Source organism: Bacillus sp. BP-3 (assembly GCF_028401955.1).
Lineage (GTDB): Bacteria > Bacillota > Bacilli > Bacillales > Bacillaceae_G > Bacillus_A.
The window spans coordinates 54,627-70,414 of record NZ_JAQOTJ010000012.1; the positions used below are offsets into that span (position 1 = coordinate 54,627).

At 33.3% G+C, this 15,788-nt stretch carries 17 protein-coding genes; 8 read left to right on the forward strand and 9 right to left on the reverse strand.

Features of this window, described 5'->3' with window-relative positions; translation table 11 throughout:
• Window positions 1-400 precede the first annotated feature (400 nt).
• The 3 genes from PLX19_RS18105 to PLX19_RS18115 form a co-directional block, all read right to left on the reverse strand.
• A complete protein-coding gene (locus PLX19_RS18105; RefSeq protein WP_272190150.1) occupies window positions 401-619 on the reverse strand; it encodes a hypothetical protein in 219 nt (72 codons plus the stop codon).
• Between the two features lie 27 nt (window positions 620-646).
• Window positions 647-1,498, reverse strand: coding sequence for a hypothetical protein (locus PLX19_RS18110; protein ID WP_272190151.1), 852 nt, complete (start codon window positions 1,496-1,498; stop codon window positions 647-649).
• A 104-nt stretch (window positions 1,499-1,602) separates the two neighbouring features.
• Complete coding sequence (locus tag PLX19_RS18115) at window positions 1,603-1,884, reverse strand: hypothetical protein (RefSeq protein ID WP_272190152.1); 282 nt, start codon at window positions 1,882-1,884, stop codon at window positions 1,603-1,605.
• Window positions 1,885-2,096: 212 nt separating this feature from the next.
• On the opposite strand from PLX19_RS18115, the gene PLX19_RS18120 reads away from it, so the two are divergent.
• The 3 genes from PLX19_RS18120 to PLX19_RS18130 all read left to right on the forward strand — a co-directional run bounded on the left by PLX19_RS18120 (window position 2,097) and on the right by PLX19_RS18130 (window position 3,149).
• Window positions 2,097-2,324: a helix-turn-helix domain-containing protein gene (locus PLX19_RS18120; protein ID WP_272190153.1), complete on the forward strand. Its 228-nt coding sequence runs from the start codon at window positions 2,097-2,099 to the stop codon at window positions 2,322-2,324.
• Window positions 2,325-2,563: 239 nt separating this feature from the next.
• Complete coding sequence (locus PLX19_RS18125) at window positions 2,564-2,728, forward strand: hypothetical protein (protein WP_272190154.1); 165 nt, start codon at window positions 2,564-2,566, stop codon at window positions 2,726-2,728.
• Between the two features lie 148 nt (window positions 2,729-2,876).
• Window positions 2,877-3,149, forward strand: coding sequence for a hypothetical protein (locus PLX19_RS18130; protein ID WP_272190155.1), 273 nt, complete (start codon window positions 2,877-2,879; stop codon window positions 3,147-3,149).
• A gap of 41 nt (window positions 3,150-3,190) precedes the next feature.
• On the opposite strand, the gene PLX19_RS18135 is transcribed toward PLX19_RS18130, so the two are convergent.
• Window positions 3,191-3,565, reverse strand: a complete 375-nt coding sequence (locus PLX19_RS18135; protein ID WP_272190156.1) for a hypothetical protein — start codon at window positions 3,563-3,565, stop codon at window positions 3,191-3,193.
• 344 nt (window positions 3,566-3,909) lie between these two features.
• On the opposite strand from PLX19_RS18135, the gene PLX19_RS18140 reads away from it, so the two are divergent.
• The 5 genes from PLX19_RS18140 to PLX19_RS18160 all read left to right on the forward strand — a co-directional run bounded on the left by PLX19_RS18140 (window position 3,910) and on the right by PLX19_RS18160 (window position 7,983).
• Window positions 3,910-4,758 carry a hypothetical protein gene (locus PLX19_RS18140; protein WP_272190157.1) on the forward strand — a complete coding sequence of 283 codons (849 nt, stop codon included), beginning with the start codon at window positions 3,910-3,912 and terminating at the stop codon, window positions 4,756-4,758.
• 285 nt (window positions 4,759-5,043) lie between these two features.
• The gene (locus PLX19_RS18145) at window positions 5,044-5,319 is read left to right on the forward strand and encodes a TIGR04197 family type VII secretion effector (protein ID WP_272190158.1); all 276 of its coding nucleotides are present in this window, start codon (window positions 5,044-5,046) and stop codon (window positions 5,317-5,319) included.
• 41 nt (window positions 5,320-5,360) lie between these two features.
• Window positions 5,361-5,723 (forward strand): DUF3958 family protein, encoded by a 363-nt coding sequence (locus PLX19_RS18150; RefSeq protein ID WP_272190159.1) that lies wholly within the window; start codon window positions 5,361-5,363, stop codon window positions 5,721-5,723.
• A complete protein-coding gene (locus PLX19_RS18155; protein ID WP_272190160.1) occupies window positions 5,720-7,378 on the forward strand; it encodes an AHH domain-containing protein in 1,659 nt (552 codons plus the stop codon). The genes PLX19_RS18150 and PLX19_RS18155 overlap by 4 nt, the downstream gene beginning before the upstream one ends.
• A 35-nt stretch (window positions 7,379-7,413) precedes the next feature.
• On the forward strand, window positions 7,414-7,983 hold the full coding sequence (locus tag PLX19_RS18160) for an imm11 family protein (RefSeq protein WP_272190161.1): 570 nt from the start codon (window positions 7,414-7,416) through the stop codon (window positions 7,981-7,983).
• Window positions 7,984-8,055: 72 nt separating this feature from the next.
• Here PLX19_RS18160 and PLX19_RS18165 read toward each other — a convergent pair whose 3' ends face one another.
• The 5 genes from PLX19_RS18165 to PLX19_RS18185 form a co-directional block, all read right to left on the reverse strand.
• The gene (locus tag PLX19_RS18165; RefSeq protein ID WP_272190162.1) at window positions 8,056-9,120 is read right to left on the reverse strand and encodes an N-acetylmuramoyl-L-alanine amidase; all 1,065 of its coding nucleotides are present in this window, start codon (window positions 9,118-9,120) and stop codon (window positions 8,056-8,058) included.
• Complete coding sequence (locus PLX19_RS18170) at window positions 9,120-9,347, reverse strand: BhlA/UviB family holin-like peptide (RefSeq protein WP_272190163.1); 228 nt, start codon at window positions 9,345-9,347, stop codon at window positions 9,120-9,122. The genes PLX19_RS18165 and PLX19_RS18170 overlap by 1 nt, the downstream gene beginning before the upstream one ends.
• A gap of 170 nt (window positions 9,348-9,517) precedes the next feature.
• The gene (locus tag PLX19_RS18175; protein WP_272190164.1) at window positions 9,518-10,222 is read right to left on the reverse strand and encodes a hypothetical protein; all 705 of its coding nucleotides are present in this window, start codon (window positions 10,220-10,222) and stop codon (window positions 9,518-9,520) included.
• A 179-nt stretch (window positions 10,223-10,401) separates the two neighbouring features.
• Window positions 10,402-13,815 carry a phage tail protein gene (locus tag PLX19_RS18180; protein WP_272190165.1) on the reverse strand — a complete coding sequence of 1,138 codons (3,414 nt, stop codon included), beginning with the start codon at window positions 13,813-13,815 and terminating at the stop codon, window positions 10,402-10,404.
• A 1-nt stretch (window position 13,816) separates the two neighbouring features.
• On the reverse strand, window positions 13,817-15,781 hold the full coding sequence (locus PLX19_RS18185; RefSeq protein ID WP_272190166.1) for a pyocin knob domain-containing protein: 1,965 nt from the start codon (window positions 15,779-15,781) through the stop codon (window positions 13,817-13,819).
• Window positions 15,782-15,788: the final 7 nt, after the last annotated feature.

A 15,788-nucleotide genomic window follows, 5' to 3' on the forward strand; every position in this document is an offset into this window, starting at 1 on the left:
AGCTTCCATACTGCTATTTTATTGAGCACCAGTATAAGGTGCTCTTTTATTTTAGTCGCATTTAAGCATCTATCTTTATGGTCACAAAAACAATAAGGATACTAAAACCTTCTATATTATATAGACAATTACAAGGTATCCTACATTATAGATAACCTTTTCGGCATTATCACTCTTATTTAAAACAAATCCGTCTGAACGACCTTTTTATAATTCCGTTATCGACAAAAATGATTAGGTATCATATAAGGTCGTCACCATTTCAGTTACGAACGTTAATAGGTCGTTACTAAATTAGTAATGAGTAAATGTAAGTCGTTACTTTCACTCAAAAGTGAGCACTCCTAATTTACACGTCAAATTTGACGCACCCTAATTTATAAACCCAACATTATCAGGTTTATAAATCCATATAGTATTCAATTTCTTTTCTAATCGACTCTAAATTTTCATGCTTCAATAATTCTTCAGCAGCTTCATTTAAAACGTTTAATGCTTCACCCTTATCAGAATACACACCATAATCAATTCTTTCACATTCTTCGTTCTCATAAATTAGAATAAAAGCTTCCCAGTCATCATGAGTTTCATTACTATGTAAATGTTTTTCAATTTCCACGAATTATCACCATCCTTATAGTTAAGATTATATAACAACACTCTTACCACCATCATAATCATACAATTCCTCAAAATACTTTTCACGAAACTTTTTCTTCATGATCCCATACATGTACCCCTTGAAGTCTCTCACTCTGCCCATCTTTATCCCTCTGATAGCTTGTCTAAGACTTTGCACACCTATATCAAGCTTTATGTCATGTTCATTTTCATAAGCATTCTTATACGCACAGATTTCTACACGTTGCCACAATGACTCAATAGTTTTAGCAGAGTTCCAGAAACAACTTGCTAGTTTAGTAAATTCACTTGGTACACACTCAGATGTGAATTCTGCTGTCAGTTCTTGTTGTTCTTCATTTACTTTTTCACATTTAAATTGACTAACAATGGTAGCGTCTATGTTACGTTTATTTATATCTTTTTTGTTGCTAGTTTTAGAAAGATTACCAGTTTCTGCTCCGTCAATTTTCTTATCATTCAGTACGTCAGATTGTTGAGAAATGGAATTCCCCTTCTCTTCTTGTAATGGATAACGCTGAAATACATAAACATTATGACATTGTTTTCCCTTACTAAATGTGTTATTAACAACGATCATACCGAACTTCTTTGCTTTCCGAAGCATACGTTCAAAACTACTACGTGATATCCCAACATCATCTTTATGAGTAGCTGCAACAATAGTTTGTATCTTCGCATTGGATACACCGGGAAACTTGCTACTATATCTGATTAGTCGCTTCAATGCTACCAATTCAGACTTAGTTAATAAATTCTTTATATCAATCATCCATTGTTCAATACAGTCATTGAAATTTTTCAAATCACGAAACTGTGATAGCTCTGCATATTGATTAATGTTTCCCGGTTTCATCCTTTTCCCCTCCTTCCACTAAATTTAGGCATAGTTAAGAAAAGGTACATCTTCTCGTTGATAATTAAAAGATGTACCCCTGATGTTTATAAATAAAACAATTATTAATTCACTAATTTATATTCGCTTGCATCATACGCTTCTTCAATACCAGATAACTCATCAGATTCCCAATCTTCGTGCCATTCAACAATACCATCCACCGTTAAAAGTTTACCTTGAAAAACATGACCACAAGACGAAACAAGCGTATGTAAATCTTCAATTGTTGCTAATTTGTATGTAGAATCAATTTGTTTTGCCTCTGTTTCGCTTTCTGTAATTCCCCATTCTTCTACAGTGTCATAAACAAATACTTTTTTGACATTTTCATTAATTGCTATCATGTGAATCTCTCCCTATAAAAAAATATAAGAAATCAGGAAGTACAACTTATAGTATAAAAAATTCGATTTCTTATACTTAATTTACACTATCAAATACAAACAAGTCAACATTAATTTCGGAGTATCTTTCGTTTAGTAGTAAAAAATATATAATTTGTGATAGAATTAGTTCGAGAAGTTGTACTTTTTAAAAATGAAAGGATGATTTATAAATGGTCTTAAAAGCCAGTTATAAACCAATGGAAATTACTTTAATCAAAAGAGATAAAACAAAGAGCGATTTAAAAAGGGATCTTAAAATATCTCCATCAACACTAGCTAAGATGTCTAAGGGAGAAAATGTAGCTCTATCTGTATTAATTAGTATTTGTGAATATCTTGAGTGTAATATCGAAGAAGTAATTGAATTAGTTGAAGACAACAAAAAAGATCACCAATAATTTGATGAACTTAAAAATTTCGTTAATAAATAAAATAATTATTTAGTTTGACAACAAAGGAGACCATCAATGATTCGATGGTCTTTCTTCTTTATCATTAACAATTTTTATTTCTAGTTTTAACAAGTGAAATTTCACGTATAAATAATTATTTCATTTATAAACTGAATATTTTGACTTTTAAATACAAATTAATGTATAATCCTATTGAATTTTAAATATCTTTGGGAGGAATGAAAATGAAAGATAAGGATAAGGGTAAAAGTAAGAAAAAAGACAAACACAATTATAGACTTAAAATTAAGTATGCAGAACCTGATGAAAATGGTAATGTTGTGACATTTGAAGAGTTATTAAACAGTGATAGATTCAAAGAAATTGTTAAGAAAATAATCTTTGATTAAACCTAATCCACATTTTTAGCTAGTTTAAAATTGATTAGAGGAATAATCCCTCTTCCTTATGGATAAATTTACCTTTACGTTTGATATACTTAAATAAAATGAATCAATTAATATATATAAAATCATTTAAATTATAGGGGGATAAAGGATGGATGGACAAAACATTATTAAATGTCCTAAATGCGGTAGCAATAAAATACAATTAATAAAGAAATCTCATGTAATTGGAATTTTGTTTCTATGTATGTCATTATCTACAATTTTCATTATCACAATACCTATTGCATTTATTTTCTTTATTTTAATGATTGGTGCTCTATTTGGTAAAGTACGTCGTGCAAGATGCCTAGAATGTAAACACATAATAAAAAAGGTTGAAGAAGAACAGTATAAAGAATTCGTGCGTCAATTTGGCATATAAAATAAAAGAAGCCGCCCTATAAAGGCGGTTTTACTTTACGCTTATACATTCATTTCTTCTAAACTCGCTACCATCTCATCTAATACATTTTCCTTCAAATATAAAAGTGCTGCCACCTCTTCCTTAGTCATACCTCGAAAATCATGTATGCCGTTTAATAACAACCAATCAGCGTTACCTATTATATTTCGATAACGTTTCTGCTCTATCTCGTTTGGTATCATCATAAGCATTTCTTCAAGACTAGTAATCATAAACCTACTGTGATCTTCGCCAATAAAATATACTGTTATACAATCAGTAGCCTTATGAATTTCAAAACGATATGTACTGTTACCACGTTTAACCTCTGCAATATGCCATATTAACTCTTGCCCTTCTGACATGAATACATCGTAGATTTGTGTTTGTTTCACTTACCTCATCTCCTTTTACTGTGATTAGTTATATGTAAAATTTTAGTGGGTAGATATTAAGAAGGTGTAAATACAGTATAAACTTTCTATTAACATTAAAAGAAGATGATACAAATTAAGATAAATTGCTTTCGAAAGTATTCCCAAAAATCACTGAACAATAAAGATTAATGTTACATGACATTAATCTTTATTGTTAAAAGGAATATAACACGATAAAATGAAATTATTGGAATTAAATTATTAATCTATTTATAACTATGTCGCATTAGTATTGATACTTTTTTAGAAATATCTAGTCTTGATGAAAACTATATTTTAAACAAAGATAGGAGAACGAAATAATGGATGAAGGTAAACATCGATATAGATTTGAATTTCCAAATGCTCCTAAACTTGACTTTTTTTCTGAATTAGCCGAAGTAAACAGACTAGCACAAGAAGCGATTAAGAAGTTTATAGAAGCGCGTATGCAAATATTAGAATCGATTAACGAATCTCTAGTACCATTACGTGATATAGATTTGAAAGAAGTTGAACGATCTTGGAAAAAGTCTGCTGAGAAATTAGGGAAAAAAGGTTGGACTATCCCAATGAACATGACACCGGGAGAGGTAATTGGATTATCTCAAATTGAAGATCAAGATGAACTAGATTCAGTATTATATGATTTTTACTCAAATGAAAAAGAATATCAGCATATTAAAAGGATTGTCCTTGAACATGAACTGGTCAATGATTGGAAAGAGCTTCTAGAGCAATGTTTTGAGAATTATGAGACGGGAAATTATTTAATTACAATTCCTAATCTATTTATTATTATTGAAAATATTGCCCATATTCTTATCTCACCGAGATATCAAAAATATATAAATCCTAATAAAAGAACTTCTTTAAGAGCTAAGTATAAGAAAGTGCAGCAAGAAATTAAAACAGATAGGACATACATTATATTCTATGTTTCAGTAGCAGAATTTTTAAACAAAATATTCGTATTTGGAGATTTCGACAATAATCTAACTCGTTTATCAATTATAAATAGAGATTGGGTACTACATGGTCGTGACTATCCAAGTAATTGGAGAAAAGTGGATGCATTAAGGCTATTTAGTGCACTACATACAATTATAGAGTTAGATTTCTTGCTTGAAGATTTAAATAAAGAAGTTCAAGATAAGGAATTAGTTAAATGAAATTATTACTTAAAATATTACAAAGCATTAAATCGAATCTTAAGGGTATATTGTAAACACACCTTTAAGATTCCATAATAATTTTCCATGCAAAAGAAGAGATTTTTCTCTTCTTTTTTATTTTATTTCCCCTTACTCCTCTTTTACGTTTATAGGTAATTTTCCAGTGAGTAGATATTAATAAAATATAAAAATAGTACAAGTTTCTTATCAATACAACTCATCTATAATTTACTAATATGGTATAATTTTCATAGTTTATTAAGTACAGAAAGGATTCAAGTAATGGGGAAATTTCAAAGTAATCTTCAAACTGCACAACAAATTGCTACGCAAATGGGAAACGCTGCTGACACAATCCAAAGTGCCACAAACAGATCGATAATAAAAGCGTCACGTACAACGTTATCCGTCAACGCCAAAGCACAAGAAGCAAATCAACAAGCTTTGGAATTAACGAAACAATTTTATAGCGCCTTTCAACAAGCTGTTAACAATATTCATTCTGTAGCTCAAGATTTTGAGCGTATGGATAACGAACTTCAAAGAATTTTTAAGTGACATAGCAACCTACACGAACATAGAAAAGTAGGAGTGAAAAAATGAGTCAAGATATCCAAAAACAAATGAGTCAACTGAACGAAAAATTAAGAAGTCTGTCTGAAGAACAATATCAAAATCAACGCGCGATTCAAAGGCAAGAACAAGCGGAAGCAGGTTTTTATCAATGGAAAGGTCAAAGTTATCGACTGTTTGATCGTTTATTAGAAACTTGGCATAACGATAGAGAACTAGGACAATTCTTTCATAACATCCGCCAAGATGCACAGCAAATTGAGCGAAAACTTACATACGAATTGGAAGACCAAAAAGAAACATTGCTAAAGGAGAAACAAAACTTAAGCAAGCTAGAAAATGACATTCACCATCAGCGCCAAAAATTAGCACTGGAGGTGAAGTCATGAGTCTAAACATGTATCTAGGAGAAGTGCAATCTCAAACACAAAGTATGAATGCTATGTGTACTGCAACGATTCAAGGAATGGAACAAGCCATCAATTCGATTGATGCTTTTATGTTCGATGCAGTTTTGCAAGGACAAACTTATGGCAGCGCAAAAGCCTTCTTTGCACAAACATTCCGCCCTTTAGCACAAGGAATTATTTACTTGTGTGAAGAATTAATTCGTCAAAATAATGCCTTTCCAAACGATTTTCAATCAAAAGTAGCCACAACGGATGTTATTGAGCAAGAAATAAAGGAACAGATGCTACAAATTGACCGAACGAAAGCAGGTATTGAAGGAATTAGTAATGTCCTTCCGGCTATGCAAGCTATGATGGGTATTTTTGATGCAATGAAACAGAAGTTGCAAGAAAAATTGGAACATCTGTATGAATTCAATTATACTTCTAGTAGTAACTATGATACAGCAATTCAACTAGCTGCCAGTATTGCACGAGGGCTTGCTGAAGTTCAAAGTGGAAAAGGTTTTAGTCCCGCATCAGGCACATTTAGTACACAAGGGTTGAATATGGAGTGGGCAGCCCCTATTCAAGAAATTATAGCAAAGCGTCAAGCAGAAGAATTTTCTAGTCAAGGGGTTGAAGAGTTAGGTCAATCTGATTTCATGAAGAATGACAAGACTGCATTAGATCAATTTAAAGAAGGATGGCAAATCGGTTCTGGACGAGCTATTGGAGACTCAATAGAAGATATTAAAGCATTGAGAGACAAGGAAACGTGGGAAGCTATGGCGTATGCTGCATTCCACCCTTTTGATACCCTTAAAACCATGTGCAATGTGCTTTCAGATTCGTATATTAAGAATGTGAAAAATGGCGATTTTGAAGATGGAGTAATATGGTTCAGTTATGGCGCAACACAATTCGCAACAGGTGTACTTTTTGATAAAGGTATGGGTACATTTGCAAAAGTGTTAAGAGAAGTTAGATATGCAAAAGTAAAGGACGTCAAAGTACCACGTATACAACAAACTGTTACAAATTGGGTTGGTAATTTAAGTATAGAAAATCGACTTGCTTTTGCTGATACAAATGGATTTAATCTAAGGTCTAGCTTTGATTCCTCTGCTTTTAATAAAGCCGAGGATACAATGGTATATGCTAAAACAACAGGTGGAAAACCTAGGGTTAAGGATGTACAAGAGGTAATTCAAGACTACGCAGATAAGGTTCTTGATAGAGTAAAGGTAGAAAACGAATATCCACCATCAGTTAAGGAATCTGATATACTAAGAGGAGAGCTGAAAGATGCTGGAATTCAACCACCTCCATACCGTAATGCGGCGCATCATATAGTTCCTTGGAAGGACAGGAAAGCTATTGAGGCACAAGAATTATTAGAAGAGTTTGGAATCCACCATGACTCTGCTGCTAATGGGGTTTTTCTACCTATGGTAAAAAAGGAAATAAATCCATACGTGACTACAGAAACATTACATATTGGGAGTCATTCAGCAGAGTATGCAGATGAAGTAGCTAGAGTGTTAAAAGAAGTTAAAGAATATGGCGGTACTCAAGCTGATGCTATTGCAGCTCTACATGACATAAGAATACGTTTATTAAAGGGAAGTTTAGACTTAAATAAATCAAAATAAATAATAAATATCTTAAATCTCAAAGGAGAATGATAATGAAAATTTGGGAATTGAGAAGTTCGTTTGATGACTATGAATCCTTTCAACTATTGAATTATAAAGAAGACAAAAAATATTTTGAAGGGAAATTCAACTCTACAGCAGTTTTATTAGATTCATGGGGAGAAATATTCATTGAATGTATAGAAGAAGGAAATCAAAGCGACTGTCCGCATTTCTGGGGAGAAACTGGTTCAATAATGATTAGTGAACAAGCAAAAAATTTATTAGAGCCTTTAATAGGTGCTAATGTTGAATTTCTTCCACTTGTTCATAATAAAACAAATGAAGTATATTATCTAGTCCATGTTTTAAATGTACTAGATGCAATTGACAGTAATAAAGCAATCTTTAAAAAATTAATCACAGGTCTAGTAATAGGATGTGAAAAATTCGCATTTATTCCTAATACTGTTCACAATGAAATGATTTTTAAAGTATATATAAATCAAAGAATTCATCCTACTTCGGTTTTCGTATCAGATGAATTTAGAAATACAATTTTAAAAAATGATTTAAAAGGCTTTAAATTTATTGAGGTATGGGATTCGGAATCAAGTATATAATCAAAGTTCTAATTTAATCATGCTGTAAACTAAAGAAAATCCGACTCATATTAGATTGAGTCGGATTTATTATTACTTCACACTCACATAAGTTGGACTAGCCGTAATATAAAACGTCTTACCTCTAGAATTATGTACTCTATATTGAGAAGAACCGTTTACATTAACTTTTTCGTCAATTGTAAATCCTAACCCTGTATCAACACTTCCAGCCACATCTTTATCATTCCAAGATGGCTTATCATAGAAACGTAAATTATCTACTTTAGATACAACACGTTTTCCTACCACTGATGAATCCACTGTACTTTTCTTCTCAAAGCGAATATAAGAAGGATCATATTTCACCCATTGTCCTGCACCTAAGTCTAACCATCCATTTTTCTCACCATATACAATATAGCTTTCTGGTTTATTTAATTTACGAATCACAGAATAGCTTGTATCTGCGCCTTTACGTAAATTAATATTAGTACCTAAAACATATGCTACTCCGTCAGTAACAACAGTTGGCTGTTCTGCTGGTTTAGAGGGTTGATTTGGAACAGAAGTGTCTACACTAGAATTATCATACGCACGTTGTACATCAGCTCTAAATTGTGCTTCAGATACTCCATGTGAAGCAAGGTAATCTAATGGGTCTTCATGATCAGTTCCACCCAAATATTTTGTTACGTCATAGTGAGTCCATAATCCTTTCTCAACAGATAGCCCTCTATCACGTAGAATCTTAGCTAATAGTTTCACATACTTATCGTATGAAGATTTAAACTTGTCATAATCTGCTGTTTCACATAGCTCTACATGAACGAATCGTTTATTTGCAGATGATCCAGCACCATAAGCTGCGTATTTCGTGTCTGCAATCTGAATTGTTTCATTCCAATCGACTGCGTAGTGAACGAATGCATTTTGCCATGTGCGAGTCTCATACTTCCAAATGTTCACCGCAGGTGCTTCAGGAGTTGCTGTACTATGAGCTACAACCCCTTCATACATTCCTACACCGTTTCGATAGGGGTTGTGAGGTAAGCCATCAATAATTAATACTCTGTCTGCAAATGCTCCTGTTGTGAATGAGAATAAGAGTAGTAGAGTTGTAAACATTGAGGTGATAAGTTTGATTGATTTTTTCATTACACATCACCATTCCCCAAGACTTTTTGTTTAATATCAGATACATCTTTTGATAATGAACCAAAGGCTTTTGCTTGTTCTTCGATTACTCCTTGGTTTTTCTCAATAACAGCTTGTAATTTAATTTCTCGTTCCTTGCTCTCTTTTCGTGAATCAAAAAATAGCCAAACAAAAAGGGCTGCTAAGAGCCCTTGTGATAACGCTAATTTAAAAATTTCTTCTGTCATAAATATTATTCATCTCCTTTCAAAAATAAAAAAAGGAACTCCGCTTCTTTTGTCGAAATGCTGTAATGCTAATTGCAACATTTCTAAAGAAAGGAGATTCCTTATGTCCAAAAATTCTCAATCAAATGCTACTTCTTCCCCAGTCACAGAAACACGTTCAGGAGAAAGACCTACATTGGTTGCTCCTCAACCTCCGGTGAAGAAGTAACAGTAGGATTTAAATGATCCAGTTCATTGACTACTATTCCTGATTTTGTGTCTACATAACTTCTTTTAACAGGATACTTATAGTACTCATGTGATTCTTTCCATTCTTCAGATTGATCTAGTATTAAGGATCGTTCCGTCTCAAAAGGACGGGACATCCTAATCACAGCTCCATATGTTTTTTCATCAGGTTTATCAATTTTGTAAATTTCCACAATAAGTGCTTTTTCCTCAGCTTGTTCAAGCCTAAAAAAGAATGTATCCCATACACTCGTATCTTCTGAAAGTCTAGATGTTTTACGTTGTACCCTTACTCTATTAACCAACTTCAAAACCATTTTGTACAAATACTTTCCCCACATATAAGCAACTAAAAAGCTAAAACAAGTACTCAATAACACGTAACTCATCAAAAATAATAAATTTGTTGATAGAATACTTATATCTTTAATGTCGGTAAGATAAATTATTGGAATTGATAATAGATATACTGATAGGTTATACATAATTATTGTTAAACAAGTAGTTGGAACCCAAAGTAAAGCAACAAGCCCTACCATTTCAGTAGGTGTATGTTTAACTGTTGGATTTAATCCAAACAATTGCAACCAAAAATATGCAAGTAACCCCGGTAAAGAAAATATGATTATCGAAATAAACTGTTCCATATACTCACCTCATCATATAGATTTCTTTATATAAAACAAATATTCCTTTTCTATATTAAATAAAAAGAGAGATACCACTTCCCTTTTTATTATAAATGCTGTATTTTGTTTTAAAGAATAAAAAAAGCCTTACTTATTTAGTAGACTTGGGCTTCAACTTCTCATTTACTTCTCTTAAATTATGATTTTCTGTTTCTAACTCGATTACGCGTGCCAAATAAATGTTTTTCTCTTGGATGGCTGCGTTTAGCTGTTCTTCCACCACTTTTGCGTAAAGTTCTGTGTTTGCTGTTATTTTCATCAATAATCACCTTTTCTATTTGATTTAATCTATCATCTGTTTTCCGTACATATTGCTGAAAACCCCTTATTGTAACTGATAAAGAAGCATATAAATTTACACCTTGTCGATTTGCATCTGTGAACGAAATAGGACAATCATCTACCATGAATCCATAGTATTTAGGAATATCATTTAACGTGTATGGAGCTTCTCCTTCTTCCCTTTTCTCACGCATTTCATATAATTTTGCTACATCACTTTTAAAGTGGTATTCTTTGATTTTTAACTCTAAAACACTTTTTAAGGCATCAAACTGTAAATCTTTTATATACGTTTTCAGTTTTCGTTGGGATGTAGTTTTATATTCGGTTGCTACCATACCGCTGTGACTTCCACCATTACCAGATTTCACTTGTAAATATCCATTCCAACCATCGTCACTACAAATCATTGACTTATACAATGTTATATGTGAACCAACATCTTCAGTAATCCATTCATTTTGATATCTTCCCTCTCTAATAAATTTAAGTCCATCCGATCTGAAGATACCAAATTCCTTTCCGCGAGGATTGCTACATTTTACAATAGGACGCCAACCTTCTTCTTCCGCATAAGCCTTTGCAAATACACTTTTATTTTCACCCCTATCATTAATAGACAAAATGCTCGCTCCATAGTTTGCACTATCATTTCCTATCGAAAACGACACACCAAGAGCATTCAATTCAGCTGCATATTTCTCTTTTCCGTTAGAATCAAAAGTTTTTGCATAGAGCGCTCCACCTTGCAGACCAGTCTCAAATCGCGCTGTATTCCAATTGATTGGATCAGGAGTTGTTTTCCATTCTGAAAATATCTTCCCGCCAGATGTCATTTCTGCTTTCTTATTTTTATCGTTCGGATCAATGGCTCTAATGGTGATACCTTCGAGCAATTTACCAGCAATACTTTCAGCTGTAACAGCACCAATTAAATTTATACGCTTTGCTTCGATTTTAATTTGTTCAGCCGTTTGGTTAATACTTGAGATGATATTACCAACTTTAACTGTGCTAAGAATGTCTTTTTCAGTAACACTGATACGCGCTTCCATCGTTTTTACATAAGCATCGGTTGCATATTTTCCATCAGATTCTACTCGTGTATACACTTCTGTCTTTTTGGCTGCAAGAGTGATACCTTCTTTATTAGCTGTTATGTCCCGGTCAATTTGTTCTATTTTCTTGTTGTAATCAGCTGTGGCTACTTTTTCAGCAATTTGGCTTAATAACTCATCTTTTCCAACAATATCAGCTGCATTCTCCGTAAACTCAGATGGCTTTGTGCCACGCTGCAACATCATTTTAGATGCCCATAGTCGACCATTTCGGATTAAATAGAACCTAGCATCAACAAATGCTGTTCCTACTGGTGCCCTAAATGTCCCATATGCAAATTTCCAAACATTATTTTCTAGAGGGAGAAAATCTACATTTGGGGCTAATATTCTTACACCAGAAGCATTGAAAAATTCTATTTCTAACCTTAACCCTCTATCAATTTTAGTTTTGTCATCCGTCATAAACCAACCAGACGCAACGAAATCTTCACCTGCAACCGCTGGAACCTTTTCACTAATGGCACCACGCCAACTATCAGCTGTTAAACCACTTTGATCTGTTTTCATACTATAAGCACCGTTATACGTAACATTTATATCACGTGTAACATTAGGTGCGAATGACCAATGATTCGAATCTGTTTTTAATAATGAGTTTCTAATTAAGTTACTCATACCAATACTACTCATATAGTTCCCAACTTCAGTAATGGTTACTTTTCCTTTAATGGCTTCTGCTTGTGTTTCAAGTGTAGCTTGTGCCTGTTTGAGTTGTTCTCCCTGTGCCGTCTGTGCTTTTTCTACAGTTTCAACACTTTGTTTAATGCTGTTCGTTGTTTCTTCAAAATTAACTTTTGTAACAGCACCAATTTCTTCTGGTGCATTCACACCAATTTTAGACCATTCTGTCCCAGTCCACAGATAGAGCATATTGGGTTTTTCGCTTGTATTGAGCCACAAGGACTTTCCAGGCTCTAAGTTTTGAGTCGGTTCTGCATTACTCTCAATAATAGTAGTTTGAAAGTTCTTTTGATTTTCTTTCACAAGCTCCGCAAGTTTCTTTGCGGTTTCACTTTCCTTTTTGGCTTCTTCAACTTTTTCTTCTGTTATAGCATTGATACGGTCAGTATACTTATTGGATTCCTCTAATAGCTTTTTATCTAATTCTTTTACGACGGAAAGAATATCAGCCGTCCATTTCTTTTGTTCTTCCGTTCTATCCACAAGTTCATCTCGTTTGTTACTAAACTCGTAAATGTTTGGTGTTTCTTCAAATGGATAACGAGTCCGCTTTACAACGCGTACATCAAAATCCATATTGTACTTATGATGCTGTAGAATCGCTTTATCGCTAACTTTCGGTTCGTTAGAATCGTCAAAATTAGCTTCTTTATGATCTACAGTGATAGAAACAACAGGGATATCATTAACGGCTGCCTTACATTTTTCCAACGCTGTTGCATTGTCTTTTACACGATCATCATCAATGTTTTCAGCTTGTCTGTAACGAATTAATTCAGGCATTTTATATTTCAATGGCGATTCATAATAATACGTAAACTGTTGCCCTTCACCCTCTTCTTTAGATTGTGTATGACCGAGTAATAAAACAGAGAACGAACAATTACTATCATCTGTTGTTTTCTTAATAGCATTTACGTTATAACCAAACTTATATAATTTGTCTGTCGTTTTACCGATTCTATCCGCAAAGATAACAGTCATATTATCGAATATACATTCAATATCGAAGCGATCCAATAGCTTTCGAATCATTTTCATTCGGCTTTCGCCGCCGAAGTTATCGAACTGTAATTGAGTTTGTTTTGAGCAACGATTGATGTATTTGAAGTTACTTCTCTCAAATGTATGTGATAATGCTTCCTCTATAGAAAAGTAACCTGAAACCTTTTTTTCTTGCGTTTGTAAAGATAATTCAGCACCAATTTGAATCGCATCACAATCTTTAAATCCAAGTTCATCTTGATGATCAACTAAAATAATATAGTACTGTCCTTCAAAGATAAGTAGGTTCCTATCTTCCACATATGGATACACACGCTTATTCATCTCTGTATCTGGAACTTCGAAGCGAATAGAGGACGGTTCGTTCTTGCCCTCTATCACCTCAAAAAGTTTCATATCAACTAAATGAAATTGCTCACCCGTTGATAACTGTTCAATTTTCGGTCTTTCCACTCGCTTCATACTACCAACCCACTTCTAAATAATCGATTTTATTATTGTGATTAGAACCAACTTGCGAGAAAGCACCACCTTTAATAATCACATTATTAATAATGCTATCTTGTAAGTTCTCTACTCGTAATGTTCTAACTTGGACATTTGAAAGAATCGATCTAAATACTTTTTTATTCCCATTATCAATAGCTAATTCACCTATGTGGACATCAGCACGGGAATCCCAACCATTTTTATTGTTGTATTTGACTGTTCCACCGTTTAGTCCCCAATCAAGGGTAAAGTAATTCCAAATACCATCTTCCCAACATTCTTGTACGTCTGGATTGGTAATTTTAGCACTAAAACCATAATCTGTTGTGATACCTTTTGCAAACGATCGAATAACAGGATTGGAAATACGAACATTTTTATATTGCGGTGCATTGTCACCTTCCTTACTTTTGAACCAAACACCGCGTGATGTTTCTTTACTTTTACCATTTCGAATATTAACACCTGTTATTGTAAAATCCTCACAAGTATCATTAAGAATTTGGAATACTAAACCATGTCCAATATCATTTCCGACTACTTTTTCTGTTTTGAAATAAGACATATTGTTGAATAATCCAAGTTCTTCTAGTACATTCTCAGCTTGTACATTATAAGTGATATTCTTATGAATCACTTTGTCTACCGGTGCAATCTCAGCTAGTCCCTTTTTAGTATTTTTCATTTTAAGAATGACTTTAACATTATCGCAAGGTGTCTTATCGTAAGGCTTTGTATTTTGATTCGTAAGCGTATTTGTATCAATAACAACATAAATACCTACTGTAGCACCTGGCGATGTCGTAGCGGTACAATCCACAGCTTCTATATTTATTTCTGAATCTTTAACAGCATTTAAAGCGACATACGATTGTGACTCACCGCCATTTATAATTTTTGTATCAATCACAACATCTTGACAATGTGATAGTACAAATGCTTTTGTATCTTTCGTCTTTTTCAGATCAAATACTCCACCTTTAAAAACAATTCCCATCGTTTTATCATATCCGCCAATATTAACAACATCTTTATTAGTAAAGAACGTTGTACTTCCTGCCTTTAAAACAAATAAAGCGTTAGGATCAGCGCGGATATTAATATTACTTGGAATTTCTATATCACCAATTGTGTACGTACCTGCTGGAATATCCAACGTTTTGCCTGCCGATTCACTTAATGCTTTTTGAAAATCCGAGTAATAATTAACACTGTTATAAGGAATCATGGCACGAATTGCAGCATTTAATGAAGGGTGGGCTGCTTTTACATTTAAAACTTCTTGTTTGATGTCGTCGTAGGCACCAAATAAAGCTAACTGCTTCCAATCAGTCCAAACACCACCAGATTTTTTTCTAACATATAGACTATTTTCAGATGCAACATTCAAACTGTATGCAATTTGCATACAAGCATAATTATTATCATCATGAGAATAGACTTGAATGTACCACGATCCTTGCTCTTTAGGAGCGTTTTTAAGATTAGATCCTTTATAAAACCCACCTTTAGTTACTGTATTCAGATCACTTGCATCTTGAATTGCGATATTATTACCAGTATCAGCAGTCAACTTTACTTGTTGAAAGTTATTTGTATTATCAAGTTTTATTTTTACCTTCTGATTAAAATCATATAAAGTTTTTTCGCCTAATCGCGCTGCCACTACCTCATCAAAATTCGCTGGTTTGACTGCTAAGAAATCCGAAATCATATTCTTAACCACATTTAAAACATTTGTATCGCCATCTTGAATTGCTTTTTCTAATGTCGCTTTATCAATTCCATATCTATTTAAAAAACTATTAAAATCATTTACTAACTTACTATGGTTGATTTCGTTTTGAGTTATCCCGCCATAAATTAAGTCTATTTCTTCATTCAGTTGCATTCGCTCATCAGCGTTTATAGGACTATTAATGTAATGTTTTCTTTGCATTCTCTCT